The organism is Actibacterium sp. D185-2 (assembly GCF_054954595.1).
Genome location: NZ_JBPWNX010000007.1, coordinates 17,607 through 42,399, shown reverse-complemented (window position 1 = coordinate 42,399; position 24,793 = coordinate 17,607). Strand labels below are relative to the sequence as shown.

The 24,793-nt window shown below is 65.9% G+C and carries 25 protein-coding genes; 12 read left to right on the top strand and 13 right to left on the bottom strand.

Annotated elements, in window-relative coordinates; all coding sequences use genetic code 11:
* Positions 1–46: 46 nt before the first annotated feature.
* From ACSR1C_RS12840 to ACSR1C_RS12825, 4 genes are all read right to left on the bottom strand, one after another.
* A complete protein-coding gene (locus ACSR1C_RS12840; RefSeq protein ID WP_460259854.1) occupies positions 47–802 on the bottom strand; it encodes an ABC transporter ATP-binding protein in 756 nt (251 codons plus the stop codon).
* A gap of 12 nt (positions 803–814) precedes the next feature.
* Entirely contained in the window at positions 815–2,032 is a 1,218-nt protein-coding gene (locus tag ACSR1C_RS12835) for a branched-chain amino acid ABC transporter permease (protein WP_460259855.1), read from the bottom strand.
* A 4-nt stretch (positions 2,033–2,036) separates the two neighbouring features.
* The gene (locus tag ACSR1C_RS12830) at positions 2,037–3,068 is read right to left on the bottom strand and encodes a branched-chain amino acid ABC transporter permease (protein WP_460259856.1); all 1,032 of its coding nucleotides are present in this window, start codon (positions 3,066–3,068) and stop codon (positions 2,037–2,039) included.
* A 108-nt stretch (positions 3,069–3,176) separates the two neighbouring features.
* Positions 3,177–4,523, bottom strand: a complete 1,347-nt coding sequence (locus ACSR1C_RS12825; protein ID WP_460259857.1) for a substrate-binding protein — start codon at positions 4,521–4,523, stop codon at positions 3,177–3,179.
* A 219-nt stretch (positions 4,524–4,742) separates the two neighbouring features.
* Between ACSR1C_RS12825 and ACSR1C_RS12820 the strand changes: the two genes are divergently transcribed.
* From ACSR1C_RS12820 to ACSR1C_RS12800, 5 genes are all read left to right on the top strand, one after another.
* A complete protein-coding gene (locus ACSR1C_RS12820; protein WP_460259858.1) occupies positions 4,743–6,047 on the top strand; it encodes a short-chain fatty acyl-CoA regulator family protein in 1,305 nt (434 codons plus the stop codon).
* Between the two features lie 67 nt (positions 6,048–6,114).
* Positions 6,115–6,483 carry a response regulator transcription factor gene (locus ACSR1C_RS12815; protein ID WP_460259859.1) on the top strand — a complete coding sequence of 123 codons (369 nt, stop codon included), beginning with the start codon at positions 6,115–6,117 and terminating at the stop codon, positions 6,481–6,483.
* The gene (locus tag ACSR1C_RS12810; protein WP_460259860.1) at positions 6,480–6,773 is read left to right on the top strand and encodes a hypothetical protein; all 294 of its coding nucleotides are present in this window, start codon (positions 6,480–6,482) and stop codon (positions 6,771–6,773) included. Before ACSR1C_RS12815 ends, ACSR1C_RS12810 begins: the two co-directional genes overlap by 4 nt.
* Positions 6,773–9,472: an ATP-binding protein gene (locus ACSR1C_RS12805; protein WP_460259889.1), complete on the top strand. Its 2,700-nt coding sequence runs from the start codon at positions 6,773–6,775 to the stop codon at positions 9,470–9,472. Before ACSR1C_RS12810 ends, ACSR1C_RS12805 begins: the two co-directional genes overlap by 1 nt.
* A 79-nt stretch (positions 9,473–9,551) precedes the next feature.
* The gene (locus ACSR1C_RS12800; RefSeq protein ID WP_460259861.1) at positions 9,552–10,475 is read left to right on the top strand and encodes a FliM/FliN family flagellar motor switch protein; all 924 of its coding nucleotides are present in this window, start codon (positions 9,552–9,554) and stop codon (positions 10,473–10,475) included.
* Between the two features lies 1 nt (position 10,476).
* On the opposite strand, the gene ACSR1C_RS12795 is transcribed toward ACSR1C_RS12800, so the two are convergent.
* The 3 genes from ACSR1C_RS12795 to ACSR1C_RS12785 are packed head-to-tail and all read right to left on the bottom strand — an operon-like array spanning position 10,477 to position 12,234.
* Complete coding sequence (locus ACSR1C_RS12795) at positions 10,477–10,899, bottom strand: DUF6691 family protein (RefSeq protein WP_460259862.1); 423 nt, start codon at positions 10,897–10,899, stop codon at positions 10,477–10,479.
* Positions 10,899–11,324, bottom strand: coding sequence for a YeeE/YedE family protein (locus ACSR1C_RS12790; protein ID WP_460259890.1), 426 nt, complete (start codon positions 11,322–11,324; stop codon positions 10,899–10,901). The genes ACSR1C_RS12795 and ACSR1C_RS12790 overlap by 1 nt, the downstream gene beginning before the upstream one ends.
* Before the next feature lie 46 nt (positions 11,325–11,370).
* Entirely contained in the window at positions 11,371–12,234 is an 864-nt protein-coding gene (locus ACSR1C_RS12785) for an MBL fold metallo-hydrolase (RefSeq protein WP_460259863.1), read from the bottom strand.
* 150 nt (positions 12,235–12,384) lie between these two features.
* Between ACSR1C_RS12785 and ACSR1C_RS12780 the strand changes: the two genes are divergently transcribed.
* From ACSR1C_RS12780 to ACSR1C_RS12770, 3 genes are all read left to right on the top strand, one after another.
* On the top strand, positions 12,385–12,702 hold the full coding sequence (locus ACSR1C_RS12780; protein ID WP_460259864.1) for a TraR/DksA family transcriptional regulator: 318 nt from the start codon (positions 12,385–12,387) through the stop codon (positions 12,700–12,702).
* A gap of 38 nt (positions 12,703–12,740) precedes the next feature.
* On the top strand, positions 12,741–12,953 hold the full coding sequence (locus ACSR1C_RS12775) for a hypothetical protein (RefSeq protein WP_460259865.1): 213 nt from the start codon (positions 12,741–12,743) through the stop codon (positions 12,951–12,953).
* A 149-nt stretch (positions 12,954–13,102) separates the two neighbouring features.
* Positions 13,103–14,962 (top strand): enoyl-CoA hydratase-related protein, encoded by a 1,860-nt coding sequence (locus tag ACSR1C_RS12770; RefSeq protein ID WP_460259866.1) that lies wholly within the window; start codon positions 13,103–13,105, stop codon positions 14,960–14,962.
* 10 nt (positions 14,963–14,972) lie between these two features.
* Here the strand turns inward: ACSR1C_RS12770 and ACSR1C_RS12765 are convergent, their stop codons facing one another.
* Complete coding sequence (locus ACSR1C_RS12765) at positions 14,973–15,188, bottom strand: hypothetical protein (RefSeq protein WP_460259867.1); 216 nt, start codon at positions 15,186–15,188, stop codon at positions 14,973–14,975.
* Between the two features lie 131 nt (positions 15,189–15,319).
* Between ACSR1C_RS12765 and ACSR1C_RS12760 the strand changes: the two genes are divergently transcribed.
* Positions 15,320–15,580 (top strand): DUF2312 domain-containing protein, encoded by a 261-nt coding sequence (locus ACSR1C_RS12760; protein ID WP_460259868.1) that lies wholly within the window; start codon positions 15,320–15,322, stop codon positions 15,578–15,580.
* 34 nt (positions 15,581–15,614) lie between these two features.
* Entirely contained in the window at positions 15,615–16,223 is a 609-nt protein-coding gene (locus tag ACSR1C_RS12755; RefSeq protein ID WP_460259869.1) for a DJ-1/PfpI family protein, read from the top strand.
* 23 nt (positions 16,224–16,246) lie between these two features.
* Here ACSR1C_RS12755 and ACSR1C_RS12750 read toward each other — a convergent pair whose 3' ends face one another.
* Complete coding sequence (locus ACSR1C_RS12750; RefSeq protein ID WP_460259870.1) at positions 16,247–17,122, bottom strand: hypothetical protein; 876 nt, start codon at positions 17,120–17,122, stop codon at positions 16,247–16,249.
* 87 nt (positions 17,123–17,209) lie between these two features.
* Between ACSR1C_RS12750 and ACSR1C_RS12745 the strand changes: the two genes are divergently transcribed.
* Together ACSR1C_RS12745 and ACSR1C_RS12740 are read left to right on the top strand one after the other, a co-directional pair.
* Entirely contained in the window at positions 17,210–18,868 is a 1,659-nt protein-coding gene (locus ACSR1C_RS12745; RefSeq protein ID WP_460259871.1) for an ABC transporter permease, read from the top strand.
* A gap of 190 nt (positions 18,869–19,058) precedes the next feature.
* On the top strand, positions 19,059–21,017 hold the full coding sequence (locus ACSR1C_RS12740) for a PhoX family protein (RefSeq protein ID WP_460259872.1): 1,959 nt from the start codon (positions 19,059–19,061) through the stop codon (positions 21,015–21,017).
* Between the two features lie 35 nt (positions 21,018–21,052).
* Here ACSR1C_RS12740 and ACSR1C_RS12735 read toward each other — a convergent pair whose 3' ends face one another.
* The 4 genes from ACSR1C_RS12735 to ACSR1C_RS12720 all read right to left on the bottom strand — a co-directional run bounded on the left by ACSR1C_RS12735 (position 21,053) and on the right by ACSR1C_RS12720 (position 24,792).
* Complete coding sequence (locus tag ACSR1C_RS12735; RefSeq protein ID WP_460259873.1) at positions 21,053–22,489, bottom strand: ArnT family glycosyltransferase; 1,437 nt, start codon at positions 22,487–22,489, stop codon at positions 21,053–21,055.
* On the bottom strand, positions 22,476–22,772 hold the full coding sequence (locus tag ACSR1C_RS12730; protein ID WP_460259874.1) for a lipid-A-disaccharide synthase N-terminal domain-containing protein: 297 nt from the start codon (positions 22,770–22,772) through the stop codon (positions 22,476–22,478). Before ACSR1C_RS12730 ends, ACSR1C_RS12735 begins: the two co-directional genes overlap by 14 nt.
* Complete coding sequence (locus ACSR1C_RS12725) at positions 22,769–23,509, bottom strand: glycosyltransferase family 2 protein (RefSeq protein WP_460259875.1); 741 nt, start codon at positions 23,507–23,509, stop codon at positions 22,769–22,771. The genes ACSR1C_RS12730 and ACSR1C_RS12725 overlap by 4 nt, the downstream gene beginning before the upstream one ends.
* 170 nt (positions 23,510–23,679) lie before the next feature.
* Positions 23,680–24,792, bottom strand: coding sequence for an ABC transporter permease (locus tag ACSR1C_RS12720; RefSeq protein WP_460259876.1), 1,113 nt, complete (start codon positions 24,790–24,792; stop codon positions 23,680–23,682).
* Position 24,793 lies beyond the last annotated feature (1 nt).

Here is a 24,793-nt window from a genome sequence, read left to right as displayed (position 1 = left end):
AGAATTGCGGCGATTTTTCCGCGAAAAATCGGGGCGGCGGGCCATGTCAGGCGGCCTCGCCCAGATAGGCTTCGCGCACCTTGGGGTGGCCCTTGATGTTTTCCGGCGTGTCTTCGACCAGCGGCGTGCCCTGGGCCAGAACCGTGATCCGGTCGGCCAGCGAAAACACCACATGCATGTCGTGTTCGATGATCGCCATGGTGATGTCGCGCTTTTGCTTGATCTCCTTCAGCAGGTCGATCGTGTTGTTGGTGTCGGCGCGCGCCATGCCGGCGGTGGGTTCGTCGAGCAGCAGCAGCTTCGGCTCCTGCACCAGACACATCGCCATTTCCAGCCGCCGCTTGTCGCCGCGCGACAACGACGCGGCGTGCATGTGCCGCTTGTCGGCCATGTTCACGTCCTCAAGCATCGCCATGGCCTTGTCCATCATCGCGCGCTCGGCCGAAACGGTTTCGAACGCATGCATCCGGAACGCGCCGTCGCGCTTGGCGAAACAGGGGATCAGCACGTTTTCCAGAACCGTCAGGTCGCTGAAGATCTCGGGCGTCTGAAACACCCGGCTGATGCCCATCTGGTTGATCTCGTGCGGCTTGCGCCCCAGCACGCTTTGACCGTCGAACATGACGCTGCCGGTGTCGGGGATCAGCTTGCCCACCAGACAGTTCAGCAGGGTGGATTTGCCCGCCCCGTTGGGGCCGATGATGGCATGCACGGTGTTTTCGGCCACGCTGAGGTTCACGTTTCCCAGCGCCTGCAAACCGCCGAAGCGTTTGCCCACGCCTTTGACTTCAAGGATACCCATTTTCAGTTCTCCTTACTCGGCCACATGGGGCGCTTCTTTGGGGTGATGCTGCGGATCGGGGCCGTCGGGGCCGTCTTTCCTGCCAAAGCGTTTGGCGATGCGCTGGCCGCCTTCCATCAACCCGCCGGGCAGGAAGATGACGACCGCCATGAACATCAGGCCCAGGGTCAGGTGCCAGCCCTCGCCGGTGAACCGGGCGAAGATCCAGACCACCAGATCCTGCACCCCGCCGGGCAGCCACGAAAACCAGTCATGCAGCACGTTCTCGTTGATCTTCGAGAAGATATTCTCGAAATACTTGATGAAACCCGCGCCCAGAACCGGGCCCAGCAGGGTGCCCGCGCCGCCGAGGATGGTCATCATCACCACCTCGCCGCTTGCGGTCCACTGCATCCGCTCGGCCCCGGCCAGCGGGTCCATCGCGGCCAGCAACCCGCCCGCAAGCCCGGCATACATGCCCGAGATTACGAAGGCCGCCAGCGTATAGGGGCGCGAATTCAGCCCGGTATAGTTCAGCCGGGTCTGGTTGGTCTTGATCGCGCGCAGCATCAGCCCGAAAGGCGAGCGGAAGATGCGCAGCGCCAGATAGAAGGCCAGCACCAGCATCACCGCGCACAGGTAGTAACCCACGTTGAACTGGAACAGCCAGCTGCCGATCTCCAGCTCATAGGTTGCGCGCATCTCGGCGCCGAACAGGCCGGTCACCGGGATCGAGCCGTCGGCGGTGGCCGACTGACCCAGCACGCGCGGGTCGTTCAGCGTCAGTTGCAGCCCGGTTTCGCCATTGGTGATCGGGGTCAGAACCGAATAGGCCAAGTTGAACGACATCTGCGCGAAGGCCAGCGTCAGGATGGAAAAGTAGATCCCCGAGCGGCGCAGCGACACATAGCCGATCAGCAGGCTGAACAGCCCCGCCACGATGATCGACAGCGCGATGGCCGGGATCACGTTCATGCTGAGCAGCTTGAACATCCAGACCGCCGAATAGCTGCCCACGCCCAGAAACGCCGCATGACCGAAGGACAGATAGCCGGTCAGGCCGAACAGGATGTTATAGCCGATGGCGAAGATGCCGAAGATCACGAAGCGCTGCATCAGGTCGGGATAGCCCGCGTTGAATTGCGCCAGTTCCGATCCGGCCGGGAACGGGTTCAGGATGAAGGGCGCGGCCAGGGCCAGGATCGCCACGACAGCCAGGAGGGTGGTGTCTTTCTTTTCGAGACCGAACATATGCTTATTCCTCCATCACGCCTTTGCGACCCATCAGGCCGCGTGGCCGGGTCAGCAGGATGACGATTGCGACCACATAGATGATGATCTGGTCGATGCCGGGGATGATCCCCTTGATCGCGTTCATCGAGGCGAAGCTTTCCAGAACGCCCAGCAGGAAGCCGGCCAGCACCGCGCCGGGCAGGCTGCCCATGCCGCCGACGACGACCACGACGAAGCTGAGCACCAGGAAATCCATTCCCATGTGGTAATTGGGTGAATTGATCGGGGTATACATCGCGCCGGCCAGTCCCGCGACCGCGGCGGCGATGCCGAACATGATGGTGAAGCGCTTGTCGATATTGATTCCCAGCAGGCCCACGGTTTCGCGGTCGGCCATGCCCGCGCGCACCACCATCCCGAAGGTGGTGAATTGCAGGAAGGCGAAGACCGCGCCGATGATCACCGCGGCGAACAGGAAATAGATCATGCGCCAGATCGGATAGATCACCGCGTTGGCCTCCATCCCGATCAGCACGCCCAGATCGGCCGAACCCTTGAACGCGTCGGGGGCGGGGGTCGGAATCGGATTGGCGCCGAAGAAGTGCTTGATCACCTCCTGCAGCACGATCGCCAGGCCGAAGGTCACCAGGATCTGGTCGGCATGGGGGCGCTTGTAGAAATGCTTGATCAGCCCGCGTTCCATCACATAACCCAGACCGATCATCACCGGAATGGCAAAGAAGATGGACAAGGGCACCGCCCAGTCGATCAGCGCGCCGCCGAAATCGGGGCCGAACCAGCTTTCGACATAAGGCGTTTTCACCTTCAGCGGATTGCCCAGGAAATCGAGCCGCGTGGGATCCACCGTTTCGAACGACAGGGTGAACAGCTTGGACACCGTCACCGTGCAGAAGGCACCCAGCATGAACAGCGCCCCATGGGCAAAGTTCACCACGCCAAGCGTGCCGAAGATAAGCGTCAGGCCAAGGGCGATCAGCGCATAGGCCGAGCCTTTGTCGAGCCCGTTGAGGGTTTGTAGAAGGATCGCGTCCATCAGTCCCCACCCGTATTTATTGTTGTGAAAGTTGTATCCGCGGCGGTTGCGCCCGGGCAGCGAAGCACCGGCCGCACCCGAAGATGCGGCCGGCCGTGTTCAGGCCGATCAGGCGCCCGGATTGCAGGCGCCCAGGTTTCCGCCTGCGAACATCGGATGATCCGGCGCATATTCCACCTGCGCGCGCGGCGTCACATCGACGACCTCCAGCAGGTCATACTCGTTGGCGGGGTTTTCTTTGCCCCGCATCACGAGCACGTCCTTGAAGCACTGGTGATCTTCGGCGCGATAGAGCGTCGGGCCGTTGCCCAGACCGTCGAATTCGAAGCCTTCCAGGGCCTCGACCACGGCGCAGGGGTTGAACGACCCGGCACGGGCCACCGCATCCGCATAGAGCAGGGTCTGCGCATAGCAGGTCTGGGCGGCGTTCGACGGCGGAAAGCCATATTTGGTGCCGAACGACTTGACGAAAGCCTTGGTGCCTTCGTCCTGCAATGTCCAGGACCAGTTGGTCGAGCCCAGGATGCCCTTGATGTTCTCGCCGGCGCCCTTCGCCATCAGCTCCGAATACAGCGGAACGACGATTTCGAACTGTTTGCCGTTGACCATCTTGTCGCGCAGACCGAACTGCACGGCGTTGGTCAGCGAGTTGACCATGTTGCCGCCGTAGTGGTTCAGGATCAGCACATCGGCGCCCGAATTCAGAACCGGCGCGATGTAGGACGAGAAATCGGTCGCGGCCAGCGGTGTGCGCACCTTCTCGACGGTTTGCCAGCCCAGGGCCTCGGTCGCGGCTGCGATCGATTCTTCCTGGGTCCAGCCCCAGGTGTAGTCGGCGGTCAGGTGATAGGCGCGGCGGTCGGTGCCGTAATTCTTCGCCAGCACCGGGGCCAGCGCGGCGCCCGACATATAGGCGTTGAAGAAGTGGCGGAAGCCGTTGGCCTTCTTGTCCTTGCCGGTGGTGTCGTTCGAGTGGGTCAGACCGGCCATGAAGATAACGCCGGCTTCCTGACACAGGCCCTGAACGGCCACGGCCACGCCCGAGGACGAGCCGCCGGTGATCATGATGGCGCCGTCCTTTTCGATCATCGACTTGGCCGATGCGCGCGCGGCGTCCGATTTGGTCTGGGTGTCGCCGGTGACGTATTTCACCTTGTGGCCGTTGATGCCGTTGCCCTGCAGCGCCTTGGAACTGAAGGTGTTCAGCAGACCGCCATCGCCTTCGCCGTTCAGATGCTCGACCGCCAGCTGATAGGCGCGCAACTCGTCCGCGCCCTCATCCGCATAGGGGCCCGATTGCGGAACGTTGAAGCCGAGCGTGACATCGCCGGTGCCCGGATCGTTGGTAAAGGCCGATGCGGATCTGGCGGTGAAGATCGTCGGCAGCGCAACGCCCGCACCGGCGACAGCGCCGGTTTTGAGCACGCCACGACGGGTAAGTGTCGTTTTGGACATGGAATCCTCCCGTGTTGTTGATCGCGGCCGCGCCTCCTCTGCGCGGGTCGCTACCCTTTTACAGGGTGCGCTCAGTATCAGGGGTGTTTCGAAAATTTCGCAACAACTGCTTTTCTTGAAACGATTTTTTTGTAAATAATTACACAATGCCATGGTGTACATTGTAAATGACTTATCACGCAGGTGCAGAAAGCCCTTGTTAACAGCGGAGTTTTTCCAATGCCGCGAAGCGCATTGACGGGAACGCGAATCCGGGAACGGCGCCTGGTGCTGGGCCTGCGCCAGGCCGATCTGGCGCGCACGGTCGGGATTTCGCCCTCCTACCTTAATCTGATCGAACACAACCGGCGCAGAATCGGCGGGAAATTGCTGATCGACCTCGCGCGCCAGTTGGGGGTCGAGGCCGGCGCGCTGACCGAAGGGGCCGAGGCCACGCTGCTGGTGGCGCTGCGCGACGCCGCCGCCGGGCACACACCCGCCAGCGACGAATTGCCCCGGATCGAGGAATTCGCCGGCCGGTTTCCGGGGTGGGCGCAGCTGCTGGCCGACCGCCACCGCCGGGTGGCCGAACTGGAGCGCATCGTCGAGGTGCTGACCGACCGGATGACCCACGATCCGTTCCTGTCGGCCTCGCTGCACGAGGTGCTGTCGCGTGTGACCGCGATCCGGTCCACCGCCGCAATTCTGGCCGATACCGCCGACATCGACCCCGACTGGCAGGCGCGCTTTCACCGCAATCTGCGCGACGACAGCCGCCGCCTGGCCGAGGGGGCACAGGCGCTGGTCAGCTATCTGGACGACAGCGCCGCCGGGGCGGAACGCCAAAGCGCCCCGCGCGAAGAGGTCGAGACGTTCCTGGAGGCGCGCGGCTATTTCCTGCCCGAGCTGGAACAGGGTTCCGGCGATATCGGCGCGTTGATCGCGGGGGCGGATGCGCTGTCCTCAACACCCGCGCGGGACATGGCGCGCCGCTATCTGGAACGCTATGCCCGGGATGCCGCCGCGCTGCCGCTGGCCCCGTTCGCCGCCGCCGCGCGGGATCTGGACATGGAGCCGGGCCGCCTGGCGCAGCAGTTCGGCACCGATCCGGCACAGGTGATGCGCCGCCTGGCCACCTTGCCCGACGCGCAGCGCCCGGTGAATATCGGGCTGGTGGTCTGCGACGGATCGGGCACGCTGACCTTTCGCCGCCCGCTGGCGGGGTTCGCGCTGCCCCGGTTCGGCGCGGCCTGTCCGCTTTGGCCGCTGTATCAGGCGCTGTCGCGCCCGATGGCACCGATCCGCGCCGTGGTCGAAATGCCGGGCCGCCTGCCGCAACGCTTTCTGATCTATGCGTTTTGCCAGCCGGCACGCCCGGTCGGGTTCGACGGCCCGCTGGTGCTGGAGGCGTCGATGCTGATCCTGCCCGCCCCGGCCGATGAAAACGCCACACCGGCGCAGCCGATCGGTACAAGCTGCCGGATTTGCCCGCGCCGCGACTGCCCGGCCCGGCGCGAGCCGTCGATCCTGGCGGATGGGTTTTGACAGCGGCCTGGTTCTTGGCGATATTCGCCGGATAATAACGAACAGCCGCATAACCGGGGGGAGACGGATGGGGCGAGATGTTCTTTTGATCGAGGACGAGCCGAATATCATCGAGGCGATCCGCTTCATCCTGTCGCGCGACGGCTGGAGTGTGCAGACCCATTCCGATGGTACAAGCGCCTATGCGGCGGTGCGGGCCAAGCGGCCCGACGTGGTGATCCTGGATGTGATGCTGCCGGGGCGCAGCGGGTTCGACATCCTGCGCGACATCCGCGCGGGCGCGGACACGGCGGCGCTGCCGGTGCTGATGCTGACCGCCAAGGGGCAGACCCGCGACCGCGAGATGGCCGCCAGCCTGGGCGCCAGCCGCTTCATGTCCAAGCCGTTTTCCAACACCGATGTGCTGGCCACGGTGCGCGAACTGGCGGGTTCGTGAAACCGCCGGTCCGGCCCCTGTTCCTGGCGCGGCAAAGTTACCGCGCCCGCCGGATCATGGATGCGGCCCGGCTGCTGCCGATCCTGGGGCTGTTTCTGTTCCTGCTGCCGCTGCTGCGGCAATCGGGCGACGGCGGCGAAGGCGGGGGGCTGAGCGCGCAACTGGTCTATCTGTTCTCGGTCTGGCTGGCGCTGATCGCGGCGGCCGCGGCGCTGGCGCGGCGGCTGCGCGGGGCCGAGGATGCCGTGGCCGACCCGGACGGCGCCGGGGGTGGCGGGGGCGCGCCGTGATCCGGTTCAATGTTCTGGTGGCGGTCGGGCTGGCCTATGTGGCGTTCCTGTTCATCATCGCCTTCGCGGCCGAGCGCCGCGCCAGCGCCGGGCGGTTGGGCTGGCTGCGCTCGCCGCTGGTTTATACGCTGTCGCTGTCGGTCTATTGCACCGCCTGGACGTTTTACGGCGCGGTCGGCTATGCGGCGCGGTCGGGGCTGGAATTCGTGACGATCTATCTGGGCCCGACGCTGGTGCTGGTCGGCTGGTGGTGGGTGCTGCGCAAGCTGGTGCGCATCGGCAAGACCCAGCGCATCACCTCGATCGCCGATCTGATCTCGTCGCGCTATGGCAAGTCGAACACGCTGGGGGTGATCGTCACGCTGCTGGCGGTGGTTGGCACGACGCCTTATATCGCGCTGCAACTTCAATCGGTTACGCTGTCTTTTTCAGTTTTCGCGCGCAGTTCGGACCATGGCTGGGGCCCGCCCGATCCGAATGCGACCGCGCTGTGGGTCGCGGTCGGGCTGGCGCTGTTCACGGTGCTGTTCGGCACCCGCAATCTGGATGCGAACGAGCGTCACCACGGCGTCGTCACCGCCATCGCGGTCGAAGCGGTGGTCAAGCTGGTGGCGCTGCTGGCGGTGGGCATCTTCGTGGTCTGGGATGTGGCCGGCGGCGTGGCCGCGATGGCCGACCGCATCGCCGCCTCGCCCATCGCCGATGTCGGCTTCCGCCCCGGCCGCTGGGTCGGGCTGACCTTCATGTCGGGCGCGGCGCTGCTGTCGTTGCCGCGCATGTTTCAGGTGCTGGTGGTCGAAAATGCCGACGAGCGTCACCTCGCCACCGCGTCCTGGGCGTTTCCGTTGTATCTGTTTCTGATGAGCCTGTTCGTGGTGCCGATCGCGGTCGTCGGCCTGGCGACCCAGCCTGAAGGCGCCAATCCCGATCTGTTCGTGTTGTCGGTGCCGCTGAGCATGGACAAGGGCGGGCTGGCGCTGCTGGCGTTTCTGGGCGGGTTTTCGTCGGCCACGTCGATGGTGATCGTGGCGGCGATCGCGCTGTCTACCATGGTGTCGAACCATATCGTGATGCCGCTGTGGCTGCACCGGCAGGGCATGGGCGTGGCGACGATTTCGGGCGATGTGCGCGATCTGGTGCTGCGGGCGCGGCGGATCTCCATCGCGGGCGTTCTGGTGCTGGGATACCTGTATTTCCGGCTGACCGGCGGGTCCGAGGCACTGGCCGCGATCGGGCTGATTTCATTCACCGGCGTGTCGCAGGTTTTGCCGGCGCTGCTGGGTGGCATCTTTTGGCGGGGGGCGACGCGGCGCGGGGCGGCGGCGGGGTTGCTGACCGGCTTTGCGCTGTGGCTTTATACCCTGTTCCTGCCCAGTTTCGGTGCGGGTGTGGTCATGAGCGAGGCGCTGTTGACCCAGGGGCCGCTGGGGATCGGCTGGCTGCGGCCGCAGGCGCTGTTCGGCGTGACCGGGATGGATCCGCTGATCCATGCGATGTTCTGGTCGATGGCGCTGAACAGCTTTGCCTTTTTCGCGGTGTCGCTGTCGGGCTTTCCCTCGCCGATGGAACGGCTGCAGGGCGCGCAATTCGTCAATGTGTTCGAACATTCCAACCCGGCGCGCGGCTGGGCCCAGGGCAGCGCCGAGGCCGAGGATCTGTTGATGATGTCGCAGCGCATTCTGGGTGCGGACGAGGCGCAGGCGCTGTTTCAGCACGCCGCGTCCGGGCAGGGCAAGGTGGGCTATCTGCCCGATACGACGCCGGCCTTTCTGGAACGTCTGGAACGGGCGCTGTCGGGTTCGGTCGGGGCGGCGACGGCCCATGCGATGATCGGCCAGATCGTCGGGCGCTCGTCGGTTTCGGTCGAGGATCTGATGGCGGTCGCGGACGAGACCGCGCAGATGATGGAATATTCCAACCAGCTGGAGGCGAAATCGGAGGAGCTGACCCGCACCGCCCGCCAACTGCGCGAGGTGAACGAGAAGCTGACCGAGCTGTCGATCCAGAAGGACGCATTTCTGAGCCAGATCAGCCACGAGTTGCGCACGCCGATGACCTCGATCCGCGCGTTTTCCGAGATTTTGATGGAGGGCGACGGGCTGAGCGGCGCGGATCTGACGCGCTATTCCTCGATCATCCACGAAGAGGCGATCCGCCTGACCCGGCTGCTGGACGATCTGCTGGATCTGTCGGTGCTGGAAAACGGGCAGGTGCATCTGAACGCCCAGCCCGGCAATCTGCGCGATCTGATCGACCGGGCGGTGGCGGCGACCGGATCGCCGGGCGGCGGCGGGCGGCTGCGGATCCTGCGCGACCGCGGATCCGAGGATCTGGCGCTGGTCACCGATACCGACCGGCTGAGCCAGGTGTTCATCAACCTGATCGCCAACGCGCAGAAATACTGCGACGCCGAAACGCCCGAACTGCGCATCCGGGTGCGCCGCAGCGGCCGCGACGTGGCGGTGGATTTTGTCGACAATGGCAACGGTATCCCGAAGAAGAGCCAGGATATCATCTTCGAGAAATTCTCGCGCCTGTCGGACCGCAACGCGGCGGGCGGGGCCGGGCTGGGGCTGGCGATCTGCCGCGAGATCATGCTGAAGCTGGGCGGCGGCATCGCCTATCTGCCGGGGCAGGGCGGGGCGGCCTTTCGGGTGTCGCTGCCGTTGGCGCAGGAACAGGCGGCCCAGGGGCGCTAACGCTTTATAAACTCTGTCCGGGGCAGGATGAAGCAAAGCCGTTGTGCCCAAGAAAGGCCCCCTGCCGGTGGATGACACTATGAATTCCGCGCTCAGACGCAAGGTCGCGCCGCCGGTGCCCGACGGTCGGGCGGCGCGGCTGCCGCCGACCGTGGCGTATGTGCTGGCCCGTGCGCTGGCCCGCGCCGCGCAGGAAGAACTGGAACTGGCGCTGAGCGTGACGGATGTCGAGGAAAGCCGCCCCGATCTGGCGGCGCTGGACGCGGCGGTCGGCGAACACGCGCTGCTGGTGCTGCTGGACGGTCCGGCCGGTGCGGTGGGGCTGGCGATCCTGTCACAGCCCTTTCTGGCCGCGGTGGTGGCGCAGCGCATGACCGGGCGGATGCCCGCCGCGCAGGCCGCGCCGCGCCCGCCCACCCGCATCGATGCCGAGATGGCGCGCGACCTGATCGACCGCACCCTGGCCGAGGCCGATACCGCCCTGGCCGCGCCGCAGGGGGCGGCGGGCTGGCTGACCGGCTATCGTTTTCGCGATGCGCTGACCGATCCGCGGTTGCTGGGGTTTGCGCTGGCCGATACCGGCTATCACGGCGTGCGGATGCAACTGGAACTGCCATCCGGGGGGGGCGAGCTGTTTCTGGCCTTGCCCGAGCCGCCGTCCGCTTCGGGCACGGCGCCCGCGCCTGATCGGGGCGAATGGGGGGCGGCGCTTCGGGGCAGCGTACTGGCGGCGGAACTGACGGTCGAGGCGGTGCTGGCCCGCATCCGCCTGCCGCTGTCGCAGCTTGCCGGGCTGAAGGCCGGCGATGTGCTGCCGCTGCCGGGTCATTCGATCGGCGCGGTGCGGCTGGAAGGCGCCGGGCGGGCGCTGATCGCCAGCGGCCGGCTGGGCCGGACGCGCGGCGACCGGGCGGTGCGGCTGGACGGGGCGACCGCGACGCCGCAGCAAAAAGGCGCGCCCGAAGCGGACGCGCCCGAAGGGCCGGAACCCGTGGCCGGTTAGGTCAGGCCGGGGCCGGAAACCGGCGCCGGATCGGCACCGCGGCCACCATGCCGGCCAGCATCGCCGCCACAAAGACCCAGTGGCCGACCCCGCCATAGCCGAGCGAGGCCAGCGCCGGACCGGGGCACAGCCCGGCCAGGCCCCAGCCCATGCCGAACAGGACCGAGCCGACCACCAGATCGCGGCCGATCTTCGGCGCGGGCGGGGTGGGGAAATCGCCGCCCAGAACCGGGCGCCGGTTTTTGGTCAGCGCCCAGGCCACCGCCATCGGCAGGATCGCGCCGCCCATCACGAAGGCCAGCGTCGGGTCCCAATCGCCGAACACGTCCAGCCAGCCCTGCACCTTGGCGGTGTCGGTCATGCCCGAGATGAACAGCCCCGCGCCGAACAGCGCGCCGGATAGAAAGGCAAACAGATTGCGCATCAGATCACCCCCAGAATGTGCCGGAACAGCAGCACGGTGACACCGCCCGCCAGGATATAGAACACGGTGGCCGAAATGCCGCGCAGCGACAGCCGCGAAATGCCGCAGACCCCGTGCCCCGAGGTGCAGCCATTGGCCAGCCGCGTGCCGACCCCCACCAGAAGCCCCGCTGCGATGATCACGGCATAGTTCGTGGTGATGTGGGTATCGACCGTCTTGTAGAACGGATAAATCACCAGCGGCATCAGCACGACCCCCGCGACGAAGGCGATCCTTTCCCAGAAGGTACGGCTGCCCGATCCATCGATCAGGCCGCCCAGAATGCCGCTTGCCCCCATGATCCGCCCGTTGAAAAGCAGATACACAGCCCCTGCAATGCCGATCAGCAAGCCGCCGGCAAAGCCCCAGATCCAATCCGGTTCAATCATGTTCGCGCGTTTCCCTTTTTGCCCCGCGGGGCGCTTCGTTTGATCAAAGCTTGTTGATCGGTACCTTCAGATAGACCGTGCCGTTATCCTCGGGCTCGGGCATCTGGCCGGCGCGCATGTTCACCTGAAGCGACGGCACGATCAGCCGCGGCATCCCCAGGGTCGCGTCACGCGCGGTTCGCATCTTGATGAAATCGCCCTTGTCGTTGCCGCCGCCGACATGGATGTTCTTCGCCTTCTGTTCGCCCACGGTGGTTTCCCAGGCAAAGACCTCGCGGCCCGGCGCCTTGTAGTCGTGACCGACGAAGATCCGGGTCTCGTCCGGCAGCGACAGGATTTTCTGCACCGATTCATACAGCGTTTCGGCCGATCCACCGGGAAAGTCGCAGCGGGCCGTGCCGAAATCGGGCATGAACAGCGTGTCGCCCACAAAGGCCGCGTCGCCGATGACATAGGTCAGGCAGGCGGGGGTGTGGCCGGGCGTGTGCAGCACGTCGCCGCGCAGCTGCCCGATGTGAAAGCTGTCGCCCTGGCTGAACAACTGGTCGAACTGGCTGCCGTCGCGCTGAAACGCGGTGCCTTCGTTGAAGACCTTGCCGAACGTGTCCTGCACGACCTTGATCTTTTCGCCGATGCCGATCTTGCCGCCGACGGCGTCCTGGATATAGGGCGCGGCCGACAGGTGGTCGGCGTGGACATGGGTTTCGAGGATCCATTCGACCTCGAACCCTTGCTCCTTGACCCAGGCGATGATCGCATCGGCCGAGCGGGTGTCGGTGTGGCCCGACGCATAGTCGAAATCCAGCACGCTATCGATGATCGCGGCCTTTTTCGACATCGGATCGCGTACGACGTAAGAGACGGTATTGGTGGCCTCGTCGAAGAAGGCCTTCACTTCGGGTGACATTTCTTGCGACTCCTCCTTGGGGGTTCAAAGAACATATGCGTTTTTGTTGATGTGTTTCAACAGTCACGTGACGTGCAATTGACGTGCATCAAGGCGGATACACCCGGTCAGTGTAACAATCATGCAAATACCAAAGGGAAGGATGTGTCGATGGCCACGATAGCTGAGCGTAAAAAAGTTCTGGAAAACAGGCTTGCCGAATTGAATGCCCGTGTGCACGACATCGAGGACGAGTTGGATACGCATCAGTCCCGCGACTGGGGTGAGCTGGCCGTCGAGCGCGAAGAGGACGAAGTTCTGGAAGGAATGGGCAGTTCCGCGCTGCGAGAGATCGACCGCATCCGCGCGGCGCTGGTGCGGATCGCCGAGGGAGAGTACGGTTTTTGCGTGAAATGCGGCGAGGAGATCGCCGAAAAGCGGCTGGATATCCTGCCCGCCACGCCATTTTGCAGCCGTTGCGCGGGGTGATCGCGCAGCACCTGAAACTTTGAAACTGGGAGGGCGTCATGGCCTTCGAAGAACTGAAAGCAGGGATCACGCTGATCATGGACGAGATCGAGAAGCGGCCCGGGGACCGGCATATCCTGCAAGAGGAGTTGCGCGAGAAGATTTGCGAATTGCGCGCGCTGGGACTGCCGGTGCCTGAAGATATCCTGAGGCTCGAACAGCAGCTGGAAGGTGACGACGCCGACGACATGTATGACAACATGCCGGTCTGACGGTCTGCCTGACAGGCGCTGCGCCTGATGATTTCATCAAAGTGTTGCGTTTCCCCTTGGCGCCTATACTAATGGTGCCAAGGGCGGTGTTGTGACGGCCAGTATGGGTGTTGCGGGCCGAGGTGGGTTCAGGGCAGGGGTCTGTCGATATGAGTGAGCAGGTGCGTGTGGCTGTCGATGAGATGGGCATTGCGCGCCTTGTGCTGGACAATCCCCCGCTGAACGCGCTGGGGCCGGTCTTGCGTCGGCAGTTGGGGCAGGCCTTGGCGCGGGCCTGTGCCGATCCGGCGGTGCGTGCGATCCTGCTGATGGCGGCAGGGCCGACCTTTCCAGCCGGGGCCGAACTGACCGAGGCCGCCGTAGCCCCCAATACCCCTGATCTGACCACCCTGTGCGCCCGAATCGAGGCGTGCCCCAAGCCGGTGATCGCCGTGCTTCAGGGCACCGCGTTGGGGGCGGGGTGCGAACTGGCGCTGGCGGCGCATTACCGTCTGGCGGCGGCGCAGGCCCATATCGGGCTGCCCGAGGTCACGCTGGGCCTGCCGCCCTCGGCCGGGGCGACGCAGCGGCTGCCGCGTCTGGCCGGACCCGCCGTCGCGCTGGAAATGATGCTGGTCGGCAAATCCGTCACCGCGGCCGAGGCCGCGCGCCTGGGGCTGGTGGACCGGGTGGCCGAGGGCGATCTGGACACCGCCGCCCGTACCTATGCCGCCGAACTGCTGGCCGGGGGCGCCGGGCCGCGCCCGACCTGCGACCGGCGCGACGGGCTGCGGGATGCAGCCGGCTATCAGGCGGCGGTGCGTGATTACCGGGCGCGGGTGGCGGACCGGCCGATCGCCGCGCCGGGCCGGATCGTCGATTGCGTCGCGGCGGCGCAACTGCTGCCGTTCGAGGCCGGGCTGGCCTATGAGGCCGCGGCCTTCGAGGAATGCGCGGACAGCGACGCGGCCCGCGCGTTGCGCTACGCCTATATGGCCGAGCGGCGGCTGGGCGTTCTGCCGGCCCCCACGGATGCCTCGGCGCGCCGGATCGAAACCGTGGCGGTGATCGGGGTGGGGCCCGTGGCGGCGGGCTGGGCGATTGCCTGTCTGGATGCGGGCGTCCGGGTGCTGCCGGGCGACGCGGCCGCGCAGGCGGATCTGGCCCCCCGCATTGGCGCCACCTATAGCGAGGCGATCCTGCACAAGCGCCTGTCAGAGGCGCAGCGCGCCGAACGTCTGGCCCGGCTGGCCGACACTGGGGCGGATTTGGCGCAGGCCGATCTGGTGATCGCGACCGGCGCGGTGGATGCGCCGGCGCTTGAGGCGGCGATGCAGCCCGGCGCGGTGCTGGCGCTGTCGGTGCCGCCGGGGGGCGCGCCCGATCTGTCGGGGCTGGCGCGGCCCGCCGACGCGCTGATCGTTCAGGTGACGGCGCCTGCGCATCTGACCCGGCTGACCGAGGTCCTGCCGCTGCCCGAAACCGGGCCGGGCGCGTTGATCGGCCTGCGGCGGCTGCTTCGGCGCATGGGCCGGGTCGCGGTTGTCAGCCCCGCGCAGGGTGGCGGGATCGGCGCCTCGGTCTGGGGGGCGTGCGCGCGTGCGGCCTTGGGGCTGGTGGCGGCGGGATCCCCGCCCGAGACGGTCGCGCAGGCATTGCGCGCGCAGGGCTTCACCCGTGCCCCGTGGCGCACGCCGCCCCCGGCGCCGCCCGACCTCCGGATGCGCGCCCTGCCGCCTGACGGGATCGTGACCCGCTGTCTGGCGGCAATGGCCAATACCGGCGCGCTGCTGCTTGAGGCCGGGCTGGCGCGGCAGCCTTCGGATATCGATCTGGTGATGATCCACGGCTACGGCTTTCCGCGCTGGCGCGGCGGGCCGATGATGGCGGCGGACCAGGCCGGGCTGCTGCATGTGCAAAAAACGCTGCAAGCGCTGCGCGAAGACGATTCCGAACTGTGGGCGCCGTCGCGCCTGTTTGCCGATCTGATCAAGAACGGGCGGCATTTCGCCGATCTGAACACGGGCTGAGCGGCGGGGGTCAGCCCAGCAGGATACCCACGATCACCAGCGCCAGCCCGATCACCGACACGAACAGTGCGCCCATGTTCAGCACCACCACCCGTTGCAGCCGGGCGCGCATCTCTTCGTCCGGCAGGTTTGCGCGTTTGGCGCGGGCGGCCAGCAGGATACAGCGGACCAGGCCCACAAGCCCGACCAGCGACACCGCCGCCCCGCCCCAGATCAGCACATCCATGTCCCGCCCCTTTGCATTGTTTCGCGACGGCAGCTAGCCGATTGGCGCGCCCGGCGCAAGCGCGGCGGGGCTTGCGGCGCGGCGGGGCGGGCGGTATCGGAGGGCAAGCAATCGAACAGAATGAGGCACAGATGGAAGATACCGTAACCGACGCGACCTACCGTGTGACCGCAGACGAGCTGCGCCAGTTCATCGAGCGGTTCGAGCGTCTGGAGGCCGAAAAGAAAGATATTGCCGACCAGCAAAAAGAGGTGATGGCAGAGGCCAAGGGCCGTGGCTATGACACCAAGGTGATGCGCAAGGTCATCGCCCTGCGCAAGCGCGACCGCGACGACATCGCCGAGGAAGAAGCAGTGCTGGAAATGTACAAGGAAGCGCTGGGGATGAGCTGACCCCGACCACCGGGGCGGAAAGGATGGCGGCATTATGCGACGGATCGGCGCCCTGATCTTTCCCCGGTTCGAGTTGCTGGATTTGTTCGGCCCGTTGCAGATGTTCGGGCTGCTGGCCAAAAGCTACAGCCTGCATCTGGTGGCCGAAACCGCAGGCGCGGTGCCCAGCGGGCAGGGGCCCTGCGCCTGGGCCGAACAGGCGCTTGGGGACGGGGCGGGTTTCGACATCCTGCTTGTGCCCGGCGGCACGGGCACCCGCCGCGAGGTGGAGAACCCCGTGCTGCTGGACTGGCTGCGGGACGCCGCCGCGCAGGCCGAGTTCGTGCTGAGCGTCTGCACCGGCAGTGCGCTGCTGGCGCGCGCCGGGCTGCTGGACGGCCGGTGCGCCACCACCAACAAGCGCGCCTTTGCCTGGGTCCGGTCGCAGGGGCCGGGGGTGACCTGGCAGACCCGGGCGCGCTGGGTCGAGGACGGGCGGTTCTTCACCTCGTCCGGGGTTTCCGCCGGGATCGACATGAGCCTGGCGGCCATCGCCCGGATGCACGGGGCGGATCGGGCGCGCGAGGTGGCGGGATGGGCCGAATACCGCTGGTCCGAGGACGCGGATGACGACCCGTTCGCGGCGGCCAACGGGCTGCTTTAGCGGCGGCACAGGATCGGGGCGGGTCAGGGCGTGATGAAATGCACGCCCTGCATGCGCTCTATCTCGAACATGTCTTCTTCGTACAGCTCGGTCATTTCCTCGACCAGATCCTCGGTCCAGCCGGGCAGGTCCAGTTCCATCTCGATCTCGTCCTCAATCGCGAACTTGTCGAGAAAGGCCGCCACCACCCGGCGGCGCTGAATCTCGTTCGCGGGCGGGTGACCGTCCAGATAGTCGTTCATCCGCTTCATCCCGGTCTTGCTCATGATCGAGGACAGGAAATCGTCGGTGCCCGCAAGCGTGGTGAACGGATCGTGGCCCGACACTTCGCGCAGCAGTTCGGGCCAGATCAGCGGGGTATCCTCGTTGCACCAGACCGTCAGCGTGGCCTGCGGGTTGGCGTCGCGGATGGCGCGCACCACCTCTGACCAGCGCAGCGCGCGCGGGTCGGCGCCCGACAGGAATTCGTCGAACGGAACATCCGTGCACCCGGTATAGACCGCCGGCAGAAAGGTCGCGGGGTTGCGCAGGCCAAGATAGAACTCGCACTCGGCATCGGGAAAGATCTGCGACATCCAGAAGCTGCGCTCGCCCGCCTGGCTGTACAGCCTGCCGTCGCGCAGCACCCTGGCGGCCGAGCACAGGAAGGTCTGGTTCGAAAAGATCACCCGCTCGGCGTGGTCTTCGTCCATTACCGCGTCCAGCAGCATTTCCTGGGTTTCGGCCGGCGCGGGCTGGCCACGCAGCGACAGCATGGTTTCGCGCAGGATCGGGCGATAGCGCGCCGGTCCGGGCACGATGATCCCTTCCTCGGCCAATATCCCTTTGTTTTTGAGCAGGCATTTGCGCAGCCTGTCCTCGTCGGTGGAATGTGCGCCCAGGTGATAGACGACCTGCATCTGGCCTCGCGATCCTGTCTGTTCTTGCCTCTCATGGATATACGAGCTTTTCTGGACAGTAAAATGGCTTTCCTGTAGATCGCGGTCATGGCCGAGCAAAACACTCAGATTAGCAGCCCCCGTTTCCCGCGCCTGCGGGCCGATCCGTGGTCGGTGGGGGCGGTCGCGATTGCGGTTCTGGTGCTTTTGCCGATCGTGTCGGTGCTGTGGATGGCGCTGAACCCGGCCGAAAATGTCTGGCCGCATCTGATCCGTACCACGCTGCCGCGATACCTGGAAAATACGGCGATCCTGATGGCGGCGGTGGCGCTGCTGTCGGCATCGGTGGGCACCGGCGCGGCCTGGCTGGTGACGATGTACCGCTTTCCCGGCGCGCGTTGGCTGGAATGGCTGCTGCTGCTGCCGCTGGCGATCCCGGCCTATGTCGGTGCCTATGCGCTGGTCGATTTCCTGGAATATGCCGGGCCGGTGCAGACCGCGCTGCGCGATTTTTTCGGCTGGAGCAGCGCGCGCGATTACTGGTTTCCTGAAATCCGGTCGCGCGGGGCGGCGGTTCTGGTGCTGTCGGCGGCGATGTACCCCTATGTCTATCTGCTGGTGCGCGCGGCCTTCCGCGAGCAGTCGGGCGGGATATACGAGGTGGCGCGCGCCCTGGGGGCGGGGCCGCTGGGCCGCTTCGTGCGGGTTGGCCTGCCGCTGGCCCGCCCGGCGATTGCGGCGGGCGCGGCCATCGTGATGATGGAAACGGTGAACGATTTCGGCGTGGTCGATTACTTTGCGGTGCAGACCCTGACCACCGGCATTTTCAGTGTCTGGCTGGAGGGGGGCAATACCGGCGGCGCGGCCCAGATCGCGGTGGTGATCCTGGTGCTGATCCTGGTGCTGATGTCGCTGGAAAAGGCCAGCCGGCGGCGGATGCGCTATTACAACCCGCCGCGCCACAGCCGCCCGATCGCGCGGATCCGGCTGACCGGACTGCAAGGGCTGGCGGCGATGCTGGCCTGTCTGTTGCCGTTCCTGATCGGGTTCGCGCTGCCGGTGGGGGTGATCGCATCGCACGCGCTGAAGGCTTCCGATGGCTGGCTGGCGCCGGGGCTGTTGTTGGCGCTGGGCAACACGGTGCTGGTCGGCGGTCTGGCGGCGGTGGTGACGGTGCTGGGCGCGCTGTTTCTGGTTTACGGTGTGCGGCTGTCGGGCCGGGCGCTGCCCCGGCTGCTGATGCCGGTCACGACGATCGGCTATGCCGCACCGGGGGCGGTGCTGGCGGTCGGGCTGCTGATCCCGATGGCGCTGGCCGACAATGCGCTGGCCGACGCGGTGGAACGCCTGACGGGCGTCGATATCGGGCTGGTGATGACCGGTTCGGCCTTTGCGGTGGTCTATGCTTATTGCGTGCGGTTCTTCGCGGTCGCGCAGGGGGCGGCGGATTCGGCGATGGGGCGGATCACACCCAGCCTGCCGATGGCCGCGCGCTCGCTGGGGCGCACGGCGCGGGGCACGCTGACGGCGGTCTATCTGCCGTTGATCCGCGGCTCGGTCGGCACCGCGTTGTTGCTGGTTTTCGTCGATTGCGTGAAAGAGCTGCCCGCCACGCTGCTGCTGCGCCCGTTCGGGTTCGATACGCTGGCGACGCGGGTCTATGACAAGGCGTCGCTGGAAAACCTGTCCGACGCGTCGCCCGCGGCATTGCTGGTGATGGCGGTGGGGCTGGTGGCGGTACTGCTGATGGCGCGCGCCAACCGCTGAGACGCTGACAGGGCCTGCATCCGGTGGCCGGTCAGGCCGCCGCCAGGCCCAAAACCTTGACGTCAGACAACATCGCCTGACGATTGGACTGCTTCGCAATAACGTTGCGAAAGGTTCATCTTGGGTTCACCGCAGGTTTGCGGGTCCAGGCGACAGTCAATCGATCAGGTCCACCCGTAAAGGATTTCCCATGACCGACCGCAACAAGACGCGTGCGCGCCCGACGCGCAGGACCAAGATGGCATCGACCTATGGGGCGATGTTTTCGGCGCATATCGACCGTCGCGGGCTTCTTGCAGGGTTTGCCGCGCTGTCCGCCACTGCGCTGCTGAAATCCGGGACGGCCTTTGCGCAGGACACCTCGGCGACATTTACCGAACTTCGCCGTGCCCGTGACGCGGACGATCATTGGCCCGAAGGCTATGACCGGCAAATCCTGATCCGCTGGGGCGATCCGATTTTCCCCGATGCGCCCGATTTCGATCCGGCCGCGCAGACCGGCGCGACGGCCGCGCGGCAGTTCGGCTATAATAACGATTTCACGGCCTATCTGCCGCTGCCGCTGGGCTCGAACAGTTCGGACAACGGGCTACTGGTTGTCAGCCATGAATACGCTTCGCCCTATCTGATGGTCGATGGTGTGACCGACGAGGATTACCGCGACAAGCTGACCGAAGACCAGATTCGCGCCATGATGGGGGCCACCGGACTGTCGGTGGTCGAGATCCGCAAAGGCGCAGGCGGTTGGGACATTGTGAAGGAAAGCCGCTACAACCGGCGCATTCACCTGTCGACCGAGATGGCGATCAGCGGCCCGGCAGCGGGTGACGACCGGCTGAAAACCAGCGCCGATCCGACCGGCACGCGGGTTCTTGGCACGATTTCGAACTGCAATGGCGGGGTCACCCCGTGGGGCACGGTGCTGTCGGGCGAAGAAGGCGGCATGGATGTCTTCGGGGGCGACTACACCACCTTGCCCGATCAGGATCTGGTCGAGCGTCAGGGCTGGGACGAGGACGAGAACGACGAATACGCCGCGGCCCGGATCGAGCCGCGGTTCGACTATGGCGCCGAGCCGAACGAATGGATGCGTTTCGACTGGGTGGTGGAAATCGACCCCTTTGATCCCGACGCCATGCCGGTCAAGCGCACTGCCCTGGGCCGCATGACGCATGAGGGCGCGCAGACCGCCGTCGCCCCGGACGGGCGGGTCGTGATCTACATGGGCGACGACGACGACTTCGAATATCTCTATCGTTTCACCACCCGCGATGCGTGGAACCCCGATGATCGCGCGGCCAACCGTGACCTGCTGGATCATGGCACGCTGGCCGTGGCGCGGTTCTCGGACGACGGTACGCTTACCTGGGTGCCGCTGATTGCGGGCGAAGGGCCGCTGACCGCCGAGGCGGGCTTTGCCACCCAGGCCGATGTGGTGCTGAATACCCGGGTTGCCGCCGATCTGTCCGGTGCCACGCCGATGGACGCGCCCGAAGGCTTTGTGCCGCATCCGCAGACCGGGAAGATCTATGTCGCGATGACCGAGAACGAGGATCGCCTGGCCGCGGGCGAGGGCGATGCGCGCGAACAGGTGAACGCCGCCAACCCGCGCGGGCCCAACGATCACGGGCACATTCTGGAACTGATCCCGCCCGGAGCGCCCGACGCGCCGGATCATGCCGCCGATACCTATGCCTGGGGCGTCTTTGTGCTGTGCGGTGATCCGGCGGATGACGCATCCGGTGCCGCGATGCACCCCGCGACCAGCACGGCCGGCTGGTTTACCGACCCCGACAACATGGCGGTCGATCCGCAGGGTCGGCTGTGGGTCTGCACCGATGGCCCGCCCCCCGAGGGCATCGCCGACGCGCTTTACGTGATGGATACCGAAGGTCCGGGACGTGCCCTGCCCAAGCTGTTCTACATCCCGCCGGTCGGATCAGAGGCCTGCTCGCCGGCCTTTACCCCTGACGGCCAGACGGTTTTCATTTCCGTACAGCATCCGGGCGACTTGCGGCTTGAGGATAACGAAGACGCGACACGCATTTCCGACGCGGGAACCGCCTGGCCCGATTTTACGCGGGGCATGCCGCCCCGACCATCCGTCGTGGTGCTGACGCGTCGGGACGGGGGGATGGTCGGCGCGTAAGCTGGTCACTGCGGCGTCTCTTTGCCCCATTCAGATCAGGATTCGCCCGCGTTCAGGCAGCCGGGCGCCAGTCTGAAGATCCGCAGCGTCTTGCGGGCATAGGCGCCTTCAGCAGGTTGCCATTCGGCCAGCGGTTGGGCGCCCGTGCAGGGCGCGGTGGCGCCATCGGTCAAAAACAAGGCCGGTTCCGCTAGTGACGCGGGCACCGGGAACACCTGTTCGTAATAGCTGCCCGGCTGGCCGGGGCGGGGCAGGGCATAGATGCGCAAATCCGTGTCGCGCAGAGTATAGTAAAGATCGGCCAGCAGGCTGCGGTTCTGGGCCACCAGGACCGAAACCCCCTGCGTCTCGGCCACGGCCTGCGCGCGGCGGCTGACATCGGCGATGCCGATATAGCGCGCCAGCAGCGGCTTGCCGTCAAGCCGGGGCGCCTCGGGCGTGATCATCAGCACGGGCAGCGCCAGCGCCAGGCCCAGATGCAGGGCCTGGCTGCCGATCAGCACTGTGCGTCTGGCCTGAAACGCCGCGACCACCAGCACCGTGCCCGCCGCATAGGCCGCGACCGCCCAGTTGGCATAGGCCTTGGACAGCAGCGCCTGCACCACGATCAGCGCCACCACCGGGGCCGAGAACAGCAAAAGCGTCAGATCGGAACCCCGCAGCCGCCCGCGCAGGCCCCGCCATGTCATCCACAGCAGCCCGGCGAACAGCACCGGGCCGAAGACCGCGAATTGTGCGATCAGGAACTCGGCCGCCTGGCCGACATGCAGCGCGGCGGCCCCCCAGCCGGCATTGTCCATCGTGTGCCGCACGGTGGCGGCGTCATGGGTCAGGTTCCACCAGATATTCGGCGCCGCCACGCACAGCGCCACGGCTGCGGCCAGCGCCGTGTCGCGCGTCCGCAGCCGCTGCGCCGGCTGCGCCAGCGCCGCGCCCAGCACGAAATAGACCGCGGCATATTTCGACATCAGCCCCAGCCCCAGCGCCGCCCCCATCAGCGCCGCATCGCGGGCCGAAGCCGCGCGCGCCAGCCGGAAATACATCCACAGCGCCAGCGCGAAAAAGGGCAGCATCACCGTATCGGTCGACATCAGCGCCGATCCCACCGTCACGAAGGGCAGCGCCACATAGACCGGCCCGGCCCAGGCGGCGGCACGCGCGCCGTACAGCAGATTGGCCAGCGCCATTAGCAGGAAGGCGGTGATCATGTGCAGCACCGGCGCGGGCGCGCGGACCCAGAACGGCGCGTCGGACCCGGCGATTTCGGTTACCGCGCGGATCAGCCAGCCGATCATCGGCGGCTTGGAATAATAGCCGAAATCGAGGTTCTGGCCCCACAGCCAGTATTGCGCCTCGTCCACGAACAGATCGGTGCCGTTGAATGCCAGAAAGCCCAGCCGCCACAGCGTCACGCCGATGACAATGCAGATGGCGGGCAAAAGCGATGGCCGCGCCGCGTCAGGTGCGGGCATAGATGAACCACAGATTGCGCAGGTAGATCGCGATGCCGATGCCCTGGCCCAGGATGATTACCGGTTCGCCACGCTGGAAACCGTAGACCAGCAGCATCAGCCCGCCGACCAGCGAGAACCACCAGAACGCGTTGGGCATGACCGACTTGCGCTCGCGCTCGGACATGATCCACTGGATCAGGAAGCGCATCGAAAACATCATCTGGGCGAACAGGCCGATCAGCAGCCAGATCAGATCGCTTCGCGAGGTGATCCCGAAATAGTCGAGCAGGGATTGCATCATTTCGCCGGCACCTCGGTCGGTCGGGATTTCTTGCGCCGCGCGATCAGCCAACTGACACCGATCAGATCGCGTATTCCCACCAGACCGCGCTGAAGGTTGTTATAATTCGACCGGCCCGCGTGGCGCGCGGTATGGCTGACATCGACATGGGCTACGTCCCAGCCATGGGCCGAAAACAGCGCCGGCAGATAGCGGTGCATGTTGTTGAAATAGGGCAGTTCCAGAAACGCGTCGCGGCGAAATGCCTTCAGCCCGCAGCCGGTGTCGCGGGTGCGGTCCTTCAGGATATAGCCGCGGATCGCATTGGCAAGTTTCGACGCGATCTTCTTGGACCAGGTATCCTGCCGCGCGACGCGCTGCCCGGCCACCAGACCGACGCTTGCGGCCCCCTCGATCGCGGCCAGCAGGTGCGGAATTTCCGCAGGCGGGTTCTGGCCGTCGCCGTCCAGCGTGCAGATGACCGGCCCGTGCGCCAGTGTCACGCCCGAATGCACCGCGGCGGATTGGCCGCCCGACACATCATGCTTGACCGCCCGCAGCCAGGGGCGATCCGCCTGGGCCCGCCGGATGATGGCCAGGGTGTCGTCGTCGGATCCGTCATCGACCAGGATCACCTCGAACCGGCGCCCGTCGCAGGCGGCGGAGATGCCGTCGAGCAGGAACAGGACGTTGTCAGCTTCGTTTTTCATCGGAATGACGACCGAAAATTCCGGGGCGCCGCCGTTCTGGTTGTTCAAGTCCTGCCCCTTTCAGGTTTCTTGTCAGTCAAGGCCGGTGCGGTCGTGAAAACCGTCCAAAAGGCCCTGGCCATCCGGCGTGGGGCCGTCTGGTCAGCTTCTCTTACAGTACCGTGACGGGATGATGAAGAAAAGATCGGCGAATGCGCCGGGCCGGGCAGCCCGGCGGCCTATTTCAGGAAATCGCGGAACTGTTGCAGGGCCAGGAAGAACAGCACGCTGCCAATCGCCGCAAGCGCCAGAAGCTGGGGCCAGACCACATCCAGCCCCGCGCCGCGAAACAGCACGGCCTCGGCAAGGATGCCGAAATGCGTGTTGGGCGCCGACATCATGATGTACTGGATGACTTCCGGCATGCTTTCGCGCGGCGTGATGGTGCCGGACAGGACCTGAAGCGGCAGCAGAACCAACATCAGCAACAGGCCGAACTGCGGCATCGTGCCGGCCAGCGTGGCCAGGTAGATCCCCATCGAGGTGGTGGCGAACAGGTGCAGCGCGGTTCCGACCAGAAACAGCGCCAGCGAGCCGGGGATCGGCACCGACAAGAACCCCTCGACGATGACGACCAGCGAAAACGCCGAGGCCGCCAGCACCACCAGCCCCATCGACCATACCTTGCTGACCATGATCTCCAGCGACGAAACCGGCATGACCAGCAGATGCTCGACCGTGCCGTGTTCGCGTTCGCGGATCAGGGCGGCGCCGGTCAGGATGATCGACAGCATGGTGACCGACGTGATGACGTTTGAAATGGCCCCGAACCAGGATTGGTTCAGGGTGGGGTTGAAGCGGGCGCGCAGAACCAGATCGACCGCAGGCGGGCTATCGGATCGGTGCCGCGTCAGATAGGCGTTGATTTCGCCGTTGATGATCGCCTGTATATAGCCCGCGCCGGTAAAGGCCTGGGTCAGCCGGGTCGCATCCACGTTCAATTGGATGGTCGGTATCTCGCCGCCCAGAAGATCGTTCTGGAAATTGGACGGAATATTCAGCGCGAACGTGTCGATCCCCGCGTCCATCCTTGCATCCATCTCGGCCCGGGTGATCAGCTTGGGCGGCACGAAATAGGGCGGGTAGAACGCATCGATCAGGCGTTGCGACGCTGGCGAGCTGTCTTCGTCAATAATCGAGATTGTCGCCTTGTTCAGCACCTCGGGCATCGCCTTGGCGGCGGTATAGATCGACAGGGTGAAGGCATAGACGATCATCAGCGCCAGGATCGGATCACGCAGCAGCCCGCGCAGTTCTTTCACGCCCAGATGCAATATGTTGGACAGACGCATC